The sequence below is a fragment of the Mesorhizobium sp. M7D.F.Ca.US.004.01.2.1 genome (assembly GCF_003997785.1).
GTDB lineage: Bacteria > Pseudomonadota > Alphaproteobacteria > Rhizobiales > Rhizobiaceae > Mesorhizobium > Mesorhizobium loti.
Genome location: NZ_RZRQ01000028.1, coordinates 1 through 19,908 on the forward strand (window position 1 = coordinate 1; position 19,908 = coordinate 19,908).

The 19,908-nt window shown below is 63.6% G+C and carries 18 protein-coding genes; 6 read left to right on the plus strand and 12 right to left on the minus strand.

The window, feature by feature from the left end:
* From EN993_RS07190 to EN993_RS07210, 5 genes are all read right to left on the minus strand, one after another.
* Positions 1 to 2,021: acetate--CoA ligase family protein (locus EN993_RS07190; RefSeq protein WP_164757570.1), on the minus strand; the 2,021-nt coding region annotated here is incomplete at its 3' end.
* Between the two features lie 63 nt (positions 2,022 to 2,084).
* The gene (locus tag EN993_RS07195) at positions 2,085 to 3,248 is read right to left on the minus strand and encodes an acyl-CoA dehydrogenase (RefSeq protein WP_127262786.1); all 1,164 of its coding nucleotides are present in this window, start codon (positions 3,246 to 3,248) and stop codon (positions 2,085 to 2,087) included.
* A gap of 4 nt (positions 3,249 to 3,252) precedes the next feature.
* Entirely contained in the window at positions 3,253 to 4,356 is a 1,104-nt protein-coding gene (locus EN993_RS07200; RefSeq protein WP_126067313.1) for a carnitine 3-dehydrogenase, read from the minus strand.
* Positions 4,353 to 4,982 (minus strand): HD domain-containing protein, encoded by a 630-nt coding sequence (locus EN993_RS07205; protein WP_109666885.1) that lies wholly within the window; start codon positions 4,980 to 4,982, stop codon positions 4,353 to 4,355. The genes EN993_RS07200 and EN993_RS07205 overlap by 4 nt, the downstream gene beginning before the upstream one ends.
* A 22-nt stretch (positions 4,983 to 5,004) precedes the next feature.
* The gene (locus EN993_RS07210; protein ID WP_023775990.1) at positions 5,005 to 5,922 is read right to left on the minus strand and encodes a 3-keto-5-aminohexanoate cleavage protein; all 918 of its coding nucleotides are present in this window, start codon (positions 5,920 to 5,922) and stop codon (positions 5,005 to 5,007) included.
* Between the two features lie 78 nt (positions 5,923 to 6,000).
* Here EN993_RS07210 and EN993_RS07215 point away from each other — a divergent pair, with 78 nt between their 5' ends.
* Positions 6,001 to 6,981, plus strand: a complete 981-nt coding sequence (locus EN993_RS07215; protein WP_127262787.1) for a GlxA family transcriptional regulator — start codon at positions 6,001 to 6,003, stop codon at positions 6,979 to 6,981.
* Between the two features lie 13 nt (positions 6,982 to 6,994).
* Here the strand turns inward: EN993_RS07215 and EN993_RS07220 are convergent, their stop codons facing one another.
* The 3 genes from EN993_RS07220 to xylA form a co-directional block, all read right to left on the minus strand.
* On the minus strand, positions 6,995 to 7,198 hold the full coding sequence (locus tag EN993_RS07220) for a hypothetical protein (RefSeq protein WP_109666881.1): 204 nt from the start codon (positions 7,196 to 7,198) through the stop codon (positions 6,995 to 6,997).
* Between the two features lie 177 nt (positions 7,199 to 7,375).
* Positions 7,376 to 7,852, minus strand: coding sequence for an N-acetyltransferase (locus EN993_RS07225; RefSeq protein WP_126067314.1), 477 nt, complete (start codon positions 7,850 to 7,852; stop codon positions 7,376 to 7,378).
* A gap of 233 nt (positions 7,853 to 8,085) precedes the next feature.
* Positions 8,086 to 9,411, minus strand: a complete 1,326-nt coding sequence (xylA, locus tag EN993_RS07230; RefSeq protein ID WP_127262788.1) for a xylose isomerase — start codon at positions 9,409 to 9,411, stop codon at positions 8,086 to 8,088.
* Between the two features lie 136 nt (positions 9,412 to 9,547).
* Here xylA and EN993_RS07235 point away from each other — a divergent pair, with 136 nt between their 5' ends.
* Positions 9,548 to 9,910, plus strand: coding sequence for a nuclear transport factor 2 family protein (locus EN993_RS07235; protein WP_109666875.1), 363 nt, complete (start codon positions 9,548 to 9,550; stop codon positions 9,908 to 9,910).
* Positions 9,911 to 9,942: 32 nt separating this feature from the next.
* Here the strand turns inward: EN993_RS07235 and xylB are convergent, their stop codons facing one another.
* Together xylB and EN993_RS07245 are read right to left on the minus strand one after the other, a co-directional pair.
* Complete coding sequence (xylB, locus tag EN993_RS07240; RefSeq protein WP_127262789.1) at positions 9,943 to 11,397, minus strand: xylulokinase; 1,455 nt, start codon at positions 11,395 to 11,397, stop codon at positions 9,943 to 9,945.
* An 81-nt stretch (positions 11,398 to 11,478) separates the two neighbouring features.
* Positions 11,479 to 12,801 carry a tetratricopeptide repeat protein gene (locus EN993_RS07245; protein ID WP_127262790.1) on the minus strand — a complete coding sequence of 441 codons (1,323 nt, stop codon included), beginning with the start codon at positions 12,799 to 12,801 and terminating at the stop codon, positions 11,479 to 11,481.
* Positions 12,802 to 13,047: 246 nt separating this feature from the next.
* Here EN993_RS07245 and EN993_RS07250 point away from each other — a divergent pair, with 246 nt between their 5' ends.
* The gene (locus EN993_RS07250; RefSeq protein ID WP_127262791.1) at positions 13,048 to 15,834 is read left to right on the plus strand and encodes an autotransporter outer membrane beta-barrel domain-containing protein; all 2,787 of its coding nucleotides are present in this window, start codon (positions 13,048 to 13,050) and stop codon (positions 15,832 to 15,834) included.
* A 51-nt stretch (positions 15,835 to 15,885) separates the two neighbouring features.
* On the opposite strand, the gene EN993_RS07255 is transcribed toward EN993_RS07250, so the two are convergent.
* Both EN993_RS07255 and EN993_RS38315 read right to left on the minus strand, forming a co-directional pair.
* Complete coding sequence (locus tag EN993_RS07255) at positions 15,886 to 16,509, minus strand: LysE family translocator (protein WP_023761181.1); 624 nt, start codon at positions 16,507 to 16,509, stop codon at positions 15,886 to 15,888.
* A 97-nt stretch (positions 16,510 to 16,606) separates the two neighbouring features.
* Positions 16,607 to 16,729, minus strand: a complete 123-nt coding sequence (locus EN993_RS38315) for a hypothetical protein (protein WP_013528283.1) — start codon at positions 16,727 to 16,729, stop codon at positions 16,607 to 16,609.
* Between the two features lie 239 nt (positions 16,730 to 16,968).
* Here EN993_RS38315 and EN993_RS07265 point away from each other — a divergent pair, with 239 nt between their 5' ends.
* The 3 genes from EN993_RS07265 to EN993_RS07275 all read left to right on the plus strand — a co-directional run bounded on the left by EN993_RS07265 (position 16,969) and on the right by EN993_RS07275 (position 19,726).
* Positions 16,969 to 17,736 carry a L,D-transpeptidase gene (locus EN993_RS07265; protein WP_109666868.1) on the plus strand — a complete coding sequence of 256 codons (768 nt, stop codon included), beginning with the start codon at positions 16,969 to 16,971 and terminating at the stop codon, positions 17,734 to 17,736.
* 86 nt (positions 17,737 to 17,822) lie between these two features.
* Positions 17,823 to 18,989 carry a diphosphate--fructose-6-phosphate 1-phosphotransferase gene (locus tag EN993_RS07270; RefSeq protein ID WP_127262792.1) on the plus strand — a complete coding sequence of 389 codons (1,167 nt, stop codon included), beginning with the start codon at positions 17,823 to 17,825 and terminating at the stop codon, positions 18,987 to 18,989.
* A gap of 17 nt (positions 18,990 to 19,006) precedes the next feature.
* The gene (locus EN993_RS07275; protein ID WP_127262798.1) at positions 19,007 to 19,726 is read left to right on the plus strand and encodes an MBL fold metallo-hydrolase; all 720 of its coding nucleotides are present in this window, start codon (positions 19,007 to 19,009) and stop codon (positions 19,724 to 19,726) included.
* Positions 19,727 to 19,908 lie beyond the last annotated feature (182 nt).

Sequence of the window (19,908 nt, forward strand, 5' to 3'; positions counted from 1 at the left end):
CCTTCGCTGCAGACGATCAGCGGGTTGATGTCGAGCTCCTCGATCTCTCCGGCATTCTTCTGCACGAAAGCGGCAATGCCCGAGATGGCATCGATGGCAGCGGCAACATCGGCTTTCGGCCGGCCGCGATAGCCTTCGAGCAGCGGGAACAGTTTCAGGCCGCGCAACGCTGCCTCGATATCGTCGCGCGTTGCCGGCAGCATCAGCGTGACGCTGTCGCGCAGCAGTTCGACCAGCACGCCGCCAGTGCCCAAGGTCATCACCGCGCCGAACATCGGGTCGCGGGTGAAGCCGACGATCAGTTCAGCGACGCCGTCGCGCACCATGCGTTCGACATAGAGGCCGGTGCCGAGCGGCAACAGGTCATGCGCCGCCGTGCTGACGGATTCGGCATCCCTGAGGTTGAGCCTGACAGCGCCAACCTCGGATTTGTGGGTGACGCCGAGCGCCTTCAGCGCCACCGGGAAGCCGAGCGCCATCGACGAGATCACCGCCTCGACGGCATTGGCGGCGCGTTCGCCTTTGGGCACCGGCAGGCCGGCCTCAATGAGGCGGGATTTCGCCTCGGCCTCATCAGGGGTGACGTGGTCACCGCCAGGCGCACCGGCGGCCGACGTGTCGATCGGCTGCGCCTGCGGTTCAGCCCAAGCCCAGCCGATGAAGGCTGCCGCCCCGGCTGCATCCATCGCTTCGGAAATGCCGAACAACGGCACCATGCCGCGCGCCATCAGCCCGGCCGTGTATTCCTCAGGCAGGTTCTCCGGCAGCGAGGAGACGATCGCGCCTTGCGCCCTGTTGGTCTTCAGCGCCGATTCAAAGGCGCGCAGCGTCGCCCACCAGTCGGTGTCCGAGCAGCGGTCGGGTCGCGGGAAGTCGAGCACCAGCATGTTGAGGTCGAAGCCGCCCGACACCATGGCGGTGAAGGTGGCGGTCATCGCCGGCTCGTTGTTCCAGATGAAGGTGTGGTAGTCGAGCGGATTGGCTACCGCGACCAGCGGCCCAAGCGTCGATTTGACATGAGCACGGTGCGTGCCGGTCAGATCAGGGAAATTGACCCAGCGGCCTTCGGCACTGTCGGCCATGACCGAGGCCTCGCCGCCGGAGCAGCTCATCGACGACAGCCTATAGCCGGGCAAAGGTCCGGTGATGTGCAGCAGCTTCAGCGCCTCGATGAAGGCGGGGATGGAATCGACGCGCGCAATGCCAAGCCGCCTCAAGAACGCGCCCGAGGCCGCGTCCGAGCCGGCCAGCGAGGCGGTGTGCGAGACGGTCGCCTGTCTGGCCTGTTCCGAGCGGCCGACCTTCATGGCGATGATCGGCTTCTTAAGCTCGCGGGCTCGTGCCGCCAACCGTTCGAAGCCGGCTACCGAATCGAAGGCCTCGATGTGCAGACCGAGCGATGTGACCCGCTCGTCCTCGATCAGGCCGAGCGCCATTTCGGACAGGCCGGTCTGCGCCTGGTTGCCGGCGGTCATCAGAAAGGCGATCGGCAGGCCGCGCTTCTGCATGGTCATGTTGATGGCGATGTTGGAGGACTGGGTGATGATGGCGACGCCCTTGCCGCCCTCGGCCAGTCTTATGCCGCCATGCTGGTCGGGCCACAGAAGCGCGCCGTCGGCATAATTGATCAGGCCATAGCAATTCGGCCCGATGATCGGCATCGAGCCGGCTGCTGCGACCAGCTCGGCCTGCAGCCGCTCGCCATCGTCGTCATAGGCCTCGGTCTCGAGGAAGCCGGCGGCAAAGCAGACGGCGCCGCCGGCGCCGCGCTCGGCCAGCGCCTTGACCACCTCGATGGTCAAATGCCGGTTGACGCCGACAAAGGCAGCGTCCGGCGCGCCAGGCAGGTCAGCGACCGAACGATAGGCCTTGCGGCCGGCGACCTCGTCCTTGGTCGGATGCACCGGCCAGATCTCGCCGGCAAAGCCCATCTTGATCGATTGCGCGACGACGGCTGCAGCCTGCGCCCCGCCGAAGACGGCAATCGATTTCGGCCGCAGGAGACGCTCAAGTTTATGCATGGCTATTTTCTCGTTGGAGCATGATCTTTTCCGAAAACCGGCGTCCACTTTTCGGGATCATGCTCAGGCCCCGAACGGACGCAGCAGCGCCCTTGAAATAATGTGGCGCTGGATCTCGGACGTGCCTTCCCAGATGCGCTCGACGCGCGCGTCGCGCCAGATGCGCTCCAGCGGCAGGTCGTCCATCAGCCCCATGCCGCCATGGACCTGGATTGCCTCATCGGCGACAAAAGCGAGCATTTCAGTGGCCTTCAGCTTGGCCATGGCCATGTCCTGATCGGTGACGGTGCCCTGATCGTACTTCCAGCCGGCTTCGAACACCATCAGGTCGGCGGCCTTCAGTTCGGTCGTCATGTCGGCAAGCTTGAACGACACGCCCTGGAACTTGCCGATCTGCTGGCCGAACTGCTGGCGCTGCGCGGCATATTCGACGGCATGGCCAAGCGCTCGCTCGGCACGGCCGAGGCAGGTGGCGCCGACCTGCAGCCGGGTGGCGCCGAGCCAGGAATTGGCGACGTCGAAACCCTTGTGGACTTCGCCCAACACTTGGGCGGCGGGAAGCCGGCAATCGTCGAATTCAAGGATGGCGTTGGTGTAGCCGCGATGCGAGACATTGCGGTAGCCGTCGCGGACGGTGAAGCCTTTGGTGCCCTTGTCGACGAAGAAGGCGGTGATCTTCTTGCGTTTTCCACGCGCAGACTCTTCCTCGCCCGAGGCCATGAAAACGATGGCGAAGTCGGCGAGGTCGGCGTGGGAGATAAAATGCTTGGTGCCGTTCAGCACCCAGTCGTCGCCATCCTGCACGGCGGTCGCCTTCATGCCGCGCAGGTCGGAGCCGGCGCCCGGCTCGGTCATCGCCAGGCAGTCCCATTTCTCGCCACGGATGCAGGGGAACAGGTATTTCTCGCGCTGCTCCGGCGTACCGGCGAGCAGGATGTTGGAGGGGCGCGCCACGCAGGTCCAGTGCAGCGCATAGTTGGCGCGGCCGAGTTCCTTCTCGTAGAGCAGCCAGGTCACCGTATCCAGGCCGGCACCGCCGACATCGGCCGGCATGTTGGCGGCATAGAGCCCGGCCTCGATCGCCTTGACCTTGATCTCCTCGATCAGGTCGCGGCGCAGCACGCCGGTGCGCTCGACCTCGCGCTCATGCGGGTAAAGCTCGTTCTCGACGAACGCACGCGTCGTCTCGACGATGAGCCTCTGTTCCTCCGACAGCCCGAAATCCATGGTCTTAGCCTTTCTTCTTGCCGGTCTTTTTCTTCGGCTTTTCGGCTTTCTTCACCGGCTTCAAGGCCTTGGCTTTCTCGGCCGCCTTGGAGGCCGTCGGTTTCTTCGCCGCGAGCTTGGCGAGCTGCTTGGTATAGTCCTTGTGCAGCGCGCCGGCGCCCCAGCCCTTGCCTTTGTTCTGCTTCGACAGCGCATCCATGATGGCGACCAGATTGTCGTCGCGGATCTTTTCCAGCTCGCGGATCGACAGGCCATGCGCCTGATCGTCCGACTGCGTGGCGATTAGGTCGACCAGCTCATCGTTGAACTCCGGCACGTCCATCAGCTTGGTCCATGGCCATTTCAGGCACGGGCCGAACTGCGCCATGAAATGGCGCATGCCGGCCTCGCCGCCGGCGACGCGATAGACCTGGAACATACCCATCTGCGCCCAGCGCAGGCCGAAGCCATAGCGCATGATGTCGTCGAGTTCCTCGACCGTGCAGATGCCGTCTTTGATCAGCCACAGCGCCTCGCGCCACGCCGCTTCGAGCAGCCGGTCACCGACGAAGGCCTCGATCTCCTTGCGGATGACGACCGGCTTCATGCCGATCGAGGCGTACATCTCCTTGGCGACTTCGATCGCCTCGGGAAAGGTCTGCTCGCCGCCGACGATCTCGACCAGCGGCAGGAGATAGACCGGGTTGAACGGATGGCCGACGACCAGCCGCTCCGGATGCTTCTTCATCGCCACCTGCATGTCGGTCGGCTTGATGCCGGAGGTCGAGGAGCCGACAATCGCATTGGCCGGCGCATGGGCGTCGATCTCGGCCAGCACGCGGTGCTTGAGGTCGAGCCGCTCCGGCACGCTCTCCTGGATGAAATCGGCATCGGCGACCGCCTCGGCGATGGTCTTGGCGAAGGTCAGCTTGCCTTCCCTGGGCAAGCCGCCGGGCACCATCTGCTTGTAGGCGCGGCGCGCGCCCTTCATCACTTCGCCGACCTTGCGCGAGGCCTCGGGATCCGGATCGAAGATCGACACGTCGATGCCGTTGAGCAGCAGCCGCGCCACCCAGCCGGCGCCGATGACACCGCCACCGATGGCGGCCGCCTTGTTGATGATGCTCATGCTGTGGCTCCGGTTCTTGTCTTGGCTGTTGCGGGATCGATGAGAGGCACGCGCTCTCCGGCGCGGATCACGGACGCGTCGTAGGCCTTGCGGGCAAAGACTTCGAGCACGAAGGGCCGGAAGAACTCGATCGGCAGCGTGTCGTAGTCGGGGTCGAAGCTCGACTGGTCCCAGCGCTCGCAAAACTGGTCGCAATCGTCGAAATAGGCGTGGCCGGCGAAGCGGTCGCGGGCATGGCGGTTGCCGCCCAGATGGTGAGCATAATAGAGCCGCTGGAAGTCGCCATGCTTTTCCACGACCCAGGTGCATTGCTCGCGCACGAAGGGTTTCAGGATCGAAGCGGCATATTCGTCGTGATTGTAAGGCGCGTAGATGTCGCCGATGTCGTGCAGCAGCGCACAGGCGATCCAGTCGGTGTCGGCGCCGTCACGCCAGGCGCGCGTCGCGGCCTGCAGCGAATGGCCGAGCCGGGTGATCTTGTAACCCGACAGGCCCTCATCGAGTTGCACCAGCGCATCGAGCAGCCGCTCGCCGGTCCTGGCGGCATAGTCGATTTCATGCGCGGTCAGGAACTCGTAGTCGTCCCGGTCGCCATCCTTCATCGCCGTGAATTTTACGGTAGTCATGCCGACCCTCCCAGCGAATAATTTATGCCGCTATCGGCGCCCGCTTGGTCAGGTTCAGCTTCTTGCGCACTTCCTCCGGGCCGATGATCCTGGCGCCCAGATTGGTGACGATGCTGGCGGCACGCTCGACCAATTGCGCGTTGGTCGCCAGCACGCCCTTGTCGAGCCACAGATTGTCCTCAAGCCCGACGCGGACGTTGCCGCCGGCTAGCACCGCCGCAGCGGCATAGGCCATCTGGTTGCGGCCGATGGCGAAGGCCGACCAGTTCCAGGTCGATGGCACGTTGTTGACCATGGCCATGAAGGTGTTGAGGTCGTCAGGCGCCCCCCACGGCACGCCCATGCAGAGCTGCACCAGCGCGTCGGGGTTGAGCACCTTTTCCTCAACCAGTTGCTTGGCGAACCACAGATGGCCGGTGTCGAAAGCCTCGATCTCCGGCTTGACGCCGAGCGCCGTCATCATGCCGCCCATGGCGCGCAGCATGCCGGGCGTGTTGGTCATGACATAGTCGGCCTCGGCGAAATTCATGGTGCCGCAATCGAGCGTGCAGATTTCCGGCAGGCACTGGCGCACATGTTCCATGCGGTTGGTGGCGCCGCCCATGTCGGTGCCTTTTTCGTTGAGCGGCAGCGGCGCTTCCGGCGATCCGAACACCATGTCGCCGCCCATGCCGGCGGTCAGGTTCAGCACCACATCGACATTGGCCTCGCGAATGCGCTCGGTCACTTCGCGGTAGAGATGCACGTCGCGCCTGGGCTTGCCGGTCTCGGGATCACGCACATGGCAATGCACGATCGCCGCACCCGCCTTGGCCGCGTCGATCGCCGAATCGGCGATCTGCTTGGGCGAGCGTGGCACATGCGGGCTGCGATCCTGCGAGCCGCCGGACCCGGTCACGGCACAGGTAATGAAAACCTCGCGGTTCATGGCAAGCGGCATGGAACTCTCCTCCCAATCCAGACAGACGGCGACAATGCCTGACTTGTCGGAAACTGTTTTGCGTTTTACGAAGGTGGTATGACAAAAAGCGAAAAATCGACAATCTTTCGTGCCGAGCACTCACCGCTTAAGGTGACGCTGCTGGTGTTTTCCGGGGCGTCCATAATGTGCGTGGCATGCGCAGTCGATCCGCTGCGCGCCGCCAACCGCATCGCCGGCGAAACCCTGTTCGACTTCAAACTGGTCTCGGTGACGGGCGAGGCGCCGGTCACAACATGCGGCCTGCCGGTGGCGGTCAGTGGCCGGTTCGATGCGGCTGAACCAACCGATGTGCTTGTCGTCGTCGCCGGTTTCGGCACTCAGAACTATGCCACATCGGCTCTGCTGTCAGGCCTGCGCCGCGCGGCGCGAACGGCGCGCGCCTGCGGCGGTGTCGAAGCCGGCACATGGCTGGTGGCACGCGCCGGCTTGCTGGAAGGACGCAGCGCCACCACCCATTGGGAGGATATGGAGGATTTTTCCTCCGCCTTCCCGGGCGTCGACGTGCGCCCCGATCGATACATCATCGACGGGTCGGTCTTCACTACGGGCGGCGCCTCGCCAACTTTGGACCTGATGTTGCATCTGATTCGCACCCGGCTCGGCATGGCCGTGGCGCTGGATGTGGCAAGTTCGTTCATCTATGATCAGGCGCGTGCGGCGACCGATGCGCAGCCGCTGGTCTCGCTCGGCCGGCTCGACGGTTACGACCCGCGCCTTGCGCAAGCCATCCGGCTGATGGAATCGCATGTCGACCAGCCGCTGACCATAGAGGCGGTGGCAAAGCGCGCCGGGGTAACGGCGCGGACATTGGAGAGCATCTTTCGCAAGTCGATCGGCGAGACGCCGGGCGCCTATTATCTCAGGCTGCGCCTCGGCGCCGCGCGCCGGCTGGTGGTCGATACAAGGGTTGCCATGGCCGATATTGCCGGGCGGACCGGATTTTCGTCCGCCGCGGCGTTTTCGAGAGCGTTTTCAAGGGCTTTCGGCGAAGCGCCGGTCAGGCTTCGGAGGGGCTAGTTCAAAAGAAAAATCAGGCCGCGTTCTGATGGTCGCCATCGATCTGCGAGCGCATCTGTCTGGCAAGATGGGTCTCGAAGCGGCTGGCAACGGCGCGATCCCATTCGTTCGAAATCTTGGCGTCGTCGGTTTTCCTCGGCATCGCCATCAGCCGGTCGATGATCGATCCGGTCTCGCCAGGTGAGAGCAGGGCGTCGATTTCACGTTCGTTCTGCATATCGGTTCGCCTCCTTCTTCCTCTCCCGCCACGAGCCAGTCTTATACGAGATACGTGACGGCAGTTTGAAGGCAAGAGCGAGGTCATTGAAGGGCGGCAAAGGGCAAAACCGTGTCGTCGGACCCGGCCTTGCGCAAAGCTGTTCCTGCGTCTGGGCAGCGCAGGTCAAGGAGAAATCTACAGTCGCTTCTCGAACAGCACCGTGGTGAAGCCACTGTCCCATTCGTCATCCGGATAGCGGTTTTTCTCGACATAGCCGACCGCCTTGTAGAGTGCTTGTGCGGGCAGGTTGAACGTGTCGGTTTCCAACCGCACCTGCGTCGACCCGGTCGCGCCGATCGCCTGTTCGGCATAGGAAAGCAATTTGCGGCCGACACCTTGCCCTTGACGGGAGGCCATGACGTGCAGGGCTTCGATGAAGTCCGCGCGCCAATGGATCAGGCCGGCGACCGCGCCATCGATCTCGGCAACGGCAAATTCAGGCCAGCTCCGGTCGACATAACGCCCGCCAATATCCGTCTCGATATAGCGCTGCGCCGCTGCCTCGGTGACATTCGGCAGCCAGGTGCCTTCGAATGTTTCCTGCAGGACCCGCTTCAAAGCCGGGATATCGCTTGCCTGCGCCGGGCGCACGATGATTCGATCCTCTGCCATTTTCCGTCTCCTGCCATGCATGTCGCTCAAAAGTGCACAGCGGTTTTGGGACGACGACATGCATAAAAGTAAAGGCCGCCGTGTCGCCTTTTCGGCGGCGCGGCACCTTGATCGCGTGCAGGCCGCCAAAGATCCGTGCGATCTTCGGCGGCGCGCGAAATGCGCTGACTAGCAGATGGTGATGGCGGCGGCCTTCAGCCAGAGGTGGCGGATGTCGGTCCAGAGATCGGGCTTCACACGTACCGGTTGACGACGTTTTCCAGCAGTTCCTGGCGGCCGGACCTTGGCTGCGGCTCGATCTTCTTCTTGACGACGCGCTCGGCGATGTCTTCCAGCGTGCGTTTGCCGGAAAGCATCGCCTTGCCCTCGGCCGTGTTCCAGCCGGCATAACGTTCGGCCAGCGGTGCGGACAGCGCCTTGTCCTCGACCATGCGAGCCGCGGCTTTCAGACCGCGTGCGCAAGAGTCCATGCCGCCGATATGGCCGATCAGCAGGTCTTGCGGATCGAGCGACTGACGGCGCAGCTTGGCGTCGAAATTGGTGCCGCCGGTCTTGAAGCCACCGGCCTGCAGGACCTGGTAGTAGGCCAGCGCCATTTCCGGCACGTTGTTGGGGAACTGGTCGGTGTCCCATCCCGACTGGTAGTCGTTGCGGTTCATGTCAATCGAACCGAAAATGCCGAGCGCATTGGCCAGCGCCAGCTCGTGCTCGAAGGAATGGCCGGCCAGGATGGCATGGCCCTGCTCGATGTTGACCTTGACCTCCTTCTCGAGCCCGAAGCGCTTGAGGAAGCCGTAAACGGTCGCGACATCGTAATCGTATTGGTGCTTGGTCGGCTCCTGCGGCTTCGGCTCGATCAGGATCGTGCCCTTGAAACCGATCTTGTGCTTGTAGTCGACGACCATGCTGAGGAAACGGCCGGCCTGTTCCTGCTCGCGGGCAAGGTCGGTGTTGAGCAGCGTCTCATAGCCCTCGCGCCCGCCCCACAGCACGTAGTTCTCACCCTTCAGCCGCTTGGTGACGTCGATACAGCTTTTTACAGTCGCCGCTGCGTAGGCAAAGACATCCGGATCGGGATTGGTGGCCGCACCTGACATGAAGCGGCGATTGGAGAACAGGTTGGCCGTGCCCCACAAAAGCTTGACGCCGGTCTGCTTCATTTTTCCGGCGAAATAGTCTGATATCTCGTCGAGGCGGGCCGCACTTTCGGAAAAATCCTTGCCCTCCGGCCGCACATCGGCGTCGTGGAAGCAGAAATAGGGCGCGCCGAGCAGCGAAAACATCTCGAAGGCGACATCGGCCTTGAGCTTGGCCAGTTCCATCGTGTCGACGCCGCCTGCCTTGGGGAACCAGGGACGGTCGAAGGTCTGGCCGCCGAATGGATCGCCGCCCGGCCAGGCGAAGGAATGCCAGTAGGCGACGGCGAAACGCAGATGATCTTCCAGCCGCTTGCCGGCGACGACCTCATCGGGATTGTAGAACCGGTAGGCCAGCGGATTGGTCGAATCCGGCCCCTCATATTTGATCTTCTGGATGTCGCCGAAAAATCCGCTGCTCATGATCTTTTTCCTCTTTCGAATAGTTCGCCCTGATTATCTCAGGTAATTCGCTCTGATTACCTCAGGCGTAATTGGTTTCGTTCTTCCGCTGGTCGAAAAGGCTCGTGTCAAAACCGTCCAGCAAAGGAGACAGACCATGACCGACCTCAACAAGATCGCCCAGAACTACATCACTGCCTGGAACGAAAGCGATGCCGAGCTCCGGGCCGACTTGCTCAAGGCGACCTTCACCGAAGACGTCAGCTATCGCGATCCGCTCATGCAGGGCGATGGCCATGCGGGTGTCGCGGCCCTGATCGACGGCGTGCAGCAGCGCTTTGCCGGCTTCCGGTTTTCGCTGAAGGGCACGCCGGACGGTTTTGCCGACAAGATCCGCTTCTCGTGGAACCTTGGTCCGGAAGGCATTCCTTCCGTCATTGAAGGTACCGACATCGGCGTCATCGAGAACGGCCGCCTGAAGAGCGTCACCGGCTTCCTCGACAAGGTGCCGGCGCAGTGAGCTGGCAAGCCGCGGCGTGGGCGAGAAATTGCTCACGCCGTGGCGACCTTGATTGCCGGGTAGAGCGCCCGGTAGCGCTGATAGGCATCGGCATAGACGCCGCCAAGCGCCGCGTCCGGTTCGATCGTGGCATCGGTCCTCGGTGCCGTACAGATTTCAAGCGGATTGGCACCCGTAGCCGCGATCAGGCCGAGCCGTGCGGCACCAAAGGCGGCGCCGAAGTCGCCGTCGGCGGGAATGTCGACAGGCAGTTGAAGCGCGGTGGCAATTGCCTTCAGCCAGTAGCGCGAGCGCGAACCGCCGCCGATCGCCGTTACCCGCGTCAAAGTCGTGCCGGCTTTGGCCAGGGCTTCGAGGCTGTCGCGGAAGGCAAAGGCGACACCCTCCAGCACGGCCTGCGTCAGCACGGCACGGCTCGATTCATGCGCCAGCCCGGTGAACGCGCCGCGAATGGCGGAATCATTGTAGGGTGTGCGCTCACCCGAGAGATAAGGCAAGAAGGACACGCCGCTTGGCGCCTTCAATGTGTCGCTGAGTTCGGCGGTCAATTCGCCGGCGCTCTTCCCGGTGATTTCGGACAGCCAGTTGAGCGAATCGGTTGCCGACAGGATCACACCCATCTGGTGCCAGGTGTTAGGAAGCGCGTGACAGAAGGTATGCACGGCACTTGCCGGGTTGGGCAGGTAGGAAGCATTGGCGGCAAACAGCACGCCCGACGTGCCGAGCGAGACGAAGGCATGGCCGGCGCCGACCGTGCCCATGCCGCAGGCCGAGGCTGCATTGTCGCCCGCACCGCCGGCGATCGGAATGCCGGCCTGGATGCCCCATTTAGATGCCAGTTCGGCACGCAGCGCGCCTGCCTTCTCCGTACCCTCGACCAGCGACGGCATCTGATTCTCGTCGAGCGATGTCGCCGCGAGCAGGTCCGCGCTCCAGCGCCGCTTGCCGACATCGAGCCAGGACGTGCCGGCTGAATCGGACATTTCCGAAATGTGTTCGCCCGAAAGCCAGAGCCGCAGGAAATCCTTGGGCAACAGCACTTTTGCGACCTTGGCGAAGACAGCGGGCTCGTTGTTCTTCACCCAGGCAAGCTTCGGCGCGGTGAAGCCGGGAAAGACGATGTTGCCGGTCAGCGCGCGGAAGCGCGGGTCGGCATCGAGGACGGCAGCCTCGGCATGGCTGCGCGTGTCGTTCCATAGAATGCAGGGCCGCAGCACCTTGTCGGCGGCGTCGAGCAGCGTTGCGCCATGCATGTGGCCGGACAAGCCAATACCCTTGACCGCGGCGAATTCCCCGGGATGCCTGGCTTTGAGGTCGGCAACCGCCTCCTCACAGGCCCGGATCCAGTCGTCGGGATTCTGTTCCGACCAACCCGGATGCAGGCGTGAAACATCGAGCGGCGCATGGCCGGAGCCGATGACGGTTTGCCCGGCATCGATCAGCAGCGCCTTGACGCCCGATGTCCCGAGATCGAGGCCGAGATACATGACTTCCTCCCATGCCATTAATTTTTTCGGGTCTCGAAAAAATCTGGCTTGGCCAGTTTTTAAAACAAGATCCGCTTCGGGTCAATTCTCCGACAAATCGACGGCGCGTCGCGAAAACAGCGCTGACAGCGGACTGTCGGGTCGCGCCATCGAACGTTCTGCCGTGAGCGCCCTGGCCAGCGCACCTTCACCGGCGCGCAGGGCCGCCTCGATCAGTGTCAGGTCGATGACGTCGCGCTGGGCGTGGCTGCCGCCGAAACGATGGGCGATCGACTGGATCGGCCGGATCAGGCGCACGGTCTCGGCGTAGCTGCCTTCACCGAACGCCTTGATGGCGAGCGTCAGCGGATGGCCGACATCCCTTGTGAAAGCCGCATTGTCGTCATTGCCGCGCATGGCTTCGCGCTGCGTCTCGAGCAAGGCGAGGGCTGGCGCATCGAGCCCTGCACCGACAAAGGCCATCATGGCGTGGGCATCGTTGAAGGCATAAAGGCCGGCGCCGGCCTTGCGCCAGTTGGCGGCGAGCGCTCCCCAGCGGTCGCCGACATCGAAACCGCCGAGGTGGAGCCGCCACAGGATTGCCGAGGCATCGACCATGTTGAGCGCCATCGTCGATTGCACGCTGTAGATGGGGCCATCATAGAGCGCCAGCACCTCATCCGTTTCGCCGAGATCATAATGGAACAGCGCGAGGTGCCACCAATTGTGGACCTGCAGGAAACTCTCCCTTGTCCACGCTTCCGGGTTGGCGCGCATCCAGGCGATGCCATCCCTTTGCCGGCTCTGCATTTCCATGACATGGGCGACGGCATGCTGAGCCCAGCCGTCGCGCGGCTCCATGTCGACCGCCGAGCGGCCGAGCTGTTCGGCCCTGACATAGTCACCCATTTCCTCCAGCCCGAACGCCTGCATGCCGAGCATGGCGTGGTAGCCGGGCATGCCGCTTTGCCAGGCTGGCAGGGCGCGGGCGATACGGTCGCGCAGCATGCGGGCATTGCCGGTGAAGAAATCGATCTGGTGGCCGACCTGCAGCGCCAGCCCGTCGCGCGGGGTCTCGATGGTGATATCTTCAAGAATGCGGCTGGCTTGATGCCAACGCCCGTTGGCGAGGTGACCAAGGGCTGTGACATGCGCCTGCTCGCGCGTGGTCGCGGCTAGCGGCAGTGCCGCTTCATGGCAAGCCTTGGCCACCGCCGTCGCCTCCCGCTCGGTGGCGAGGCCGAAGAGATAGCCCTTGAAGACATGTGCCATGACGAAGCCGGGATCTTCCGCGATGGCGCTGTCGATGGAGGCTACGGGATCGCCGATGAAGCACTGCAGTTCACGCACCGCCTGGCTGTAGGGCGTGAATCCCGCCTCCGTAGCGCCCGAAAGCGTCAGGCCGAATGCGTCCCTGATTGCCATGCGATGTCCTTTCATCGACCCGTGACAGGCCCTCGATCCTTCGGCCCAAGGCGATCCTAAAGCATGAGCCACGGACACGCCAACCACGCGCTGCGCCAGACCATTTCAGTAGTCTTTGCAGTTTAGCAACCATGCAGGGCAGATTAGCAACCATGCAGGGCAGATTAGGCTTTGTAAAATCGAGTGAATTGTGTCTTCATTGCGGCGCCGGGCGGGGGCTTGAAATCGCGAATCGAGAGGGACGCGATGCGGCATCTGAAGAACGGGCCTCAGAACAGTCGTTCGGAGGATGCGGAAGGAGCAGTTGCTTTGCTACGGCGAAGGCCGCGCCAGCTATATCCATGGCTTATTAGCGTCCTCTCAACTACAGCCTTTGCGTTGCTGCCCAATTCCGCTGCGTTTGCCGCATGCGTGCTGGGCCCATCCGCCGGGAACACCGTTTACACCTGCGATAGCGGCTCATCGGGCGGCAGCCTCGCCGATGCCGACGGCGACAACACGCTGAATTTTCCCGCCGGCGGCACCGGGCAGATATCAGGCAACGTCACCTTTGGCGTCGGCACGGACCGCATCGACATGCAGTCCGGCACCATCACAGGCACCGTCGATCAGGGCGGCGGCACGGATTTCTTTACCATTGGCGCCGGCACTGTCGCCGGCAATGTCCAGCAGGGCGCAGGCATCGACGATTTCAACATGAGCGGCGGCCAAATCGGTTCGCTCAACCAGGGCGATGGCCTCGACACCTTCACCATGACCGGCGGCCGCATCGTCGATTTCTTCGACGATGGCGACCGCGCCGTGATGACCGGCGGTCGCATCGGCCGCGTCAACATGAAGCTCGACAAGAACTATTTCAACATGTCCGGCGGGACCATCGACCGCAACCTCGTCACCGGCTTCGATGAGGACACGATCATCCTGTCGGGCGGCACCATCGGCGGCAACATCAGCGTCAGCGGCGGCAATGACAGCGTGACGGTCACCGGCGGCACGGTCGGCGGCGATATCCTGATGAGCTTTGGCGCCGACAACTTCGTCTGGAACGGCGGCGGCATCATCTATGGCGCTGTCGATCTCGGCGGCGACAACGACACCGCCAAGCTCAGCAACCTCACCAACGCCAATCTCGGTGGCACGGATGCAATAAACGGCGGTCTCGGTACCGACACGCTGACTTTCGACAACGTCGATCTGGACGGGATCGCCAGAGTCCAGAACTGGGAAACCATCAACGCCACCAACGACACCGAGCTGACGCTGGACGGCAATCTGGTGCTCGGCGACAGCGGCACCGGCACCGGATCGCTCAGTGTCGATGCCGCCAGCACGCTGTTCGGCGGCGGCTTCAACGCGGCGATCCAGGCCTTCACGGCCGGCCAGCTGGCGCAGGTCACCAATGCCGGACGCATCGACCTGACCAACGGCAGCACCGGCGCGACAGATCGGCTGACGATATCAGGCAATTATACCGGACTGGGTGGCCTGCTGCTTATCCAGACCGAGCTCGGTGACGATAGTTCCGCATCCGACCGGCTGGTCCTGTCGGGCGGAACGGCTTCCGGTTCGACCGGCATCACCGTGGTCAATCTCGGCGGCGCCGGTGCGGCGACCACGCAGGACGGCATCATGGTCGTCCAGGCGGTCAACGGCGCTACCTCCGGCGCCTCCACCTTTGCGCTCGACGCACCGGTCGCCGCCGGTGCCTTCGAATATTATCTGTTCAAGGGCGGCGTCAGCGCCGGCAGCGAAGAGAACTGGTACCTGCGCTCGACACTGATCACGCCGGCGACACCGGCAGCGGCTCCACCGGCGCTCGAACCCACCCCGCCGCCGGAACCGGTAGCGCCGGAGACCGAGCCGCCACCACCGCCATCCGAGCTGCCGCCGGTGCCGGTGCCGACCGAAGGCGACATCAACAACCCGCCCGTCGATCCGACGCCGCCGGTACAGGCCAGCGATCCGGCGCCCGAACCGCCACCGCCGCCGCCCGAGGCAGCGGCCGCGGATCCGCCACCTCCGCCACCGGTGGTGCCGACGGCGGCGCCCGACCTGCCGACACCGGCCGCGGGAGAGGAAATCCTGCTCTATCGCATCGAGGTTCCGGTCTATTCGGCCTTGCCGCCGGTCGCCGAACATCTGGCGATGACCACGCTCGGTACCTTCCACGAACGGCGCGGCGAGCAGAGCCTGTTGTCGAACATGGAGCTGTCGCCGGTCTGGGGCCGCATTTTCGGTCAGGACACCAAGATGGCCTGGTCGGGAACGGTGTCGCCGTCTTTCGACGGCACACTGTTCGGCTTCCAGGGCGGCTTCGATCTGTTCGGCCGAGAAACCAGCTCCGGTTCGGTCGATCGCGCCGGCCTGTTCATCGCCTATGCCAGCATGAATGGTGATGTGCGCGGCCAGGCGCTGGGACAGGACAATCTATCCGTCGGCGGTATCGATCTCGACGGCACCAGTGTCGGCGGCTACTGGACCCGCATCGGCCAAGGCGGTTGGTATCTGGACGGCGTCTTGATGGCCACCTTCTTCGGGGGAAATGCGACATCGTCGCGTGACATCGGCATCGATGTCGGCGGCACCGGCGTCACAGCTTCGTTGGAAGGCGGTTATCCCATAGCGCTAGGACAAGGCTGGACGCTCGAGCCGCAGGCGCAACTGGTCTGGCAGCATCTGTCGCTCGACGATACCTCGGACCGCTTTGCTTCGGTTTCCTTCGATTCCGACGGCAGCGTCACCGGCCGGCTGGGCGCACGGCTGCAAGGCGAGACAACGATCAACGGCATGGCGCTGCAGCCCTACCTCAAGGCCAACATCTGGCACGATTTCGGCGGTACCAGCCATGTCAATTTCGACACCACCGATATCTCGACCGAGGGCAAATCGACCTCGTTCGAATTCGGCGGCGGCGTGATCGCCAAGGTGACGGACAAGGTCAGCATCTTCGCCACCGGCGACTACACCACCAATCTCGGCGGCGACAAACGCCGTATCCTCGAAGGCAATCTCGGCTTCAGCGTCAAATGGTAAGGCCGATCGTGACCCCGAAAAACAGTTTCGGGGTCATGCCAAAAAGAGAGCCTAGTTGCTGGAACGCATCGCCACCGTGGCGATGCCGGCGCCGACCAGCAGCGTGCCGCCGGTGCGGTTGAAGATGCGGATTGCCTTGGGATTGCGCACCACGTTGCGGGCGCGTGCCGCGATCAGCGCGTAGCCGAAGGCATTGGCGAAGGCGAGCGCCAGGAAGGTCGTCTCGAAGATCAGCATCTGCGTCCAGAAATCGGCGTGCCGGTCGAGGAACTGCGGCAGGAAGGCGACGAAGAAGGTGATGCTTTTCGGATTGAGCGCGGTGACCAGCCAGGCATGCGCCATCATCTTGGCCGACGACACCGCATCGGTGCGTGGTTCGGCCTTCAGCGCACCGCCGGCGCGAAACAGTTTCACGCCGAGATAGATCAGATAGCCGGCGCCGATCAGCTTTAGAATGGTGAAGACCGTCGCCGAAGCCGCCAGCAGCGCGCCGATGCCCAGCATCGACAAGGTCATCGCGGTGAAGTCGCCCAGCGCCACGCCGACCGCCATCGGCAGAGCGGTGCGCCAGCCCTGGCCCAGCGCGTACGACACGACCAGCAGGATGGTCGGGCCCGGAATGATGAGAAGGATCGTCGACGCAGCGGCGAAGGCGGCCCAGTTTTCGAAGGACATGCTCGTCTCCTTTGAGCTCAAAGAAGAGGATAAATCCTTAGGCCCGGGAGAATGTAAAGAGGCGATTTCCCCTAACTGCGCCAACGGCAGATCGGTGTCAGTTCGCGCCGCTCAGCGTGCTCACGATATCGGCCAGGCTGACATTGGCACCGAGTACGGTTGCTGCCGCGACAATGGCAGCGGCAAAAAGCTTGATGTCGGTTTTTAACGTCTTGCACATGGAGGCCCCTCGCTGATCGCTTGAGGGGTAGGAAACACCAGTGCCGGGATTATGACCCGTCCGAGGCCTTTTTGTGCAGCAGCTCCCAGTCAATGCTCAGGCAGGAAGGTCGAGCGCCCGCCGGGCAATGCGCAAACACAGGCTGCGCAAAGTCTTCACGCTTTATCAACCATGAATGATGAAAATGCCCGCTATCCGGCCGGACCGTGCTTCCCGCCGACAGCGTAGGGTTTGGGTATATGCGTGAGTTGCCGCAAGGTCTGACGCCGCCGCGAAACGGCGACGCAATCGAAACCGATCATCATCTTTCCCGTCGTGCCATCCTGTCAGGGGCAGGGGCGCTCGCGCTGCTCAGCGCTGCCGGTTGCTCGACCTCGGGCGGCGGCCTGCCCGCACTCGAACTCGACGATACGGTCACCGGTTCCGTGCGACCGATCCGGCCGAGCATCAGCGTCGACAAGAACATCACCAGCCCCGGCGTGATGTATGCCGCGATGACGGATGGCGGCTTCAACGTGCCGGAAGTGCCATATCTCAAGGTCAAGTCGGAGTTCCGCCGCCAGATCGTCGTCGACACGACAGGCGAGGCACCCGGCACCATCGTCGTCCATCTGCAGGAGCGCATGCTCTATCTCGTGCAGCCGGGCGGCGATGCCATCCGCTACGGCGTCGGTATCGGCAAGGACGGTTTTCGCTGGTCCGGCCGCGCCAACATCCAGTACGGCAGGGAATGGCCGACCTGGACGCCGCCGCCCGAAATGATCGCGCGCAAGCCGGAACTGGTGAAATGGCAGGCCGGCCAGCCCGGTGGCCTGACCAACCCGCTCGGCGCGCGCGCCCTCTACATTTACCAGGACGGCAAGGACACTGGCTATCGCATCCACGGCTCGCCCGAATGGTGGAGCATCGGCCAGGCGATGTCGTCGGGCTGCGTGCGCCTGATCAACCAGGACATCATCGATCTCTACAGCCGCGTCTCAAAGAAAAACCCGGTCGTCGTCGCCTGACACGTCACCCGTCCCACTCTTCCGTTGCGCGATAGCGAAAGACAGGCGAATGTGCCTGCGAATTCATCGCTCGGGAGACGTCAGGAATGGCCGGAACTTTTGTTATCGCGCAGGGCGGCGGTCCAACCGCCGTCATCAACCAGACGGTAGTCGGGGCGACGCTGGAGATCCGCAAGCGGCATCCCGGTGCCAAGGTCCTCGGCTCCATTCACGGCGTGCGCGGCATTCGTGACGGCAACTATGTCGATCTCTCCGCCATCCCGGAAGACCGGCTGCGGCTGATTGCCGGCACGCCGAGTGCGGCCCTTGGCTCGACGCGCGACAAGCCGGATGCCGCCTATTGCGATGTCATCCTCAACGGCCTGAAGAAGGCCGGCGCCGACGCTTTCATCTACATCGGCGGCAACGACACGTCGGGCACACAGCAAATCCTGACCGAAGCCGCCGGCGGCAAGATCGCCTTCGTCCATGCGCCGAAGACCATCGACAATGATCTCGAGGAAAACGACCACACGCCGGGCTTCATCTCCGCGGCCGAGTTCGTCGCCGGCGCTTTCCTGTCCGTCGACCTCGATTTTCGCGCGCTGCCCGGCATCTATGTCGGCATCGTCATGGGCCGGCATGCCGGCTTCCTGACCGCGGCCGCTGCGGCATGGCAGCTCGACCCCGACAGCGGACCGCACCTCGTCTATGTGCCTGAGCGCCCATTCTCGGCCGCCGGCTTCATCGACGACGTTCGCGCCACGCTCGATCGCCACAAGCGCTGCATCGTCGCCGTGTCGGAAGGTGTCAGCACCGCCGACGGCAAGGCGCTGGTCGAAAGCCTGGTGCCGCCGGACAAACTGGAGCGCGACGAGCATGGCAACGTCAAGCTGTCGGGCAGCGACCTGCCGGCTGCACTCGAGCGTGCGCTGGCAGAAGGGCTGCCGGGCAAGCGAGCCCGCGTCGATGCCCTAGGCTACATGCCGCGCGGCAATATCGGCGCCATCAGCGCGGTCGACGCGCAGGAGGCTTTCGATGCCGGCGCTTTCGCCGTCACTGTCTCCGAACAGGGCGGCGGCTCGGTGGCGCTGCAATATGACGGCACCAAAACGGTGTTGAAGAAAGTGCCGCTGAAGAACGTCGCCGGCAAGACCCGCCACATGCCGGATGATTTCATGAAGCCCGATGTCAATCAGCTGTCGGATGCCGGTATGGCCTATCTCAAGCGGCTGGTGCCGGAAAAGTACAAGGTCGGGAAGCCCTTCGTCTGATGCCAGGCTCACACCTGATGCCGGACTGGTTCAGCAGGCGCATCGTCGACGACAAGACGACGATGCTGACCGAGCCGTTCGTGCATGAGTACCTGCGCGCCAACATCTGGCATCTGCGCGGCCGCGACGCCGACCTGCTCGTCGACACCGGCATGGGCATCTGTCCGCTGGCGCCCGAGATCGAGACGTCCGACGGCAAGCCGCTGCTGGTCGTCGCCACCCACATCCATCTCGACCATGTCGGCTCGCTGCACGAATTCCCGTGGCGAGCAGGGCCAAGGATGAGCGCCGAACAATTCGAGAGCATGGATGAGGCGGTGACCTACGCTTACATGTTCCACGATCTCGACGGCGCCGTCTCGAAACTGCCGGCGCCGGGCTGGAAGGCGGCCGACTACAAGATCCCGTCCGCTCCATTGACGCGGACCCTGGACGAGGGCGACATCGTCGATCTCGGCGACCGGCAGTTCCGTGTGCTGCATCTGCCGGGCCATTCCCCGGATTCGATCGCGCTGTTCGACGAGGTCGACGGCCTGTTCTTCAGCGGCGACGCCATCTACGACGACACGCTGATCGACGACCTGCCGGATTCGGACCGAACGGCCTATATCAGTACGATGCAGCGCCTGCTCGACCTGCCGATCCGCATCGGCCATGGCGGACACGGACCGAGCTTCGACGGCAAGCGCATGCGCGCGATTGCCACGACCTATCTCGGGCGAACCGCCGGGATCTGACGCCCCGGCGGGGTAGAAAAGCCCCGCCTGACGATATTATGACCTGCCGTCCGGAGATTAAATCTTCGTAAGGTCGCCCGAAAACCCTAAATCGGGCCAATCTGCGCCCTAGATGCAGGCTGTCGATCCGGTCGGCTGCCATGCCAGGCGAGACGGGCAATCGCGACCCTCGACACGCCAGA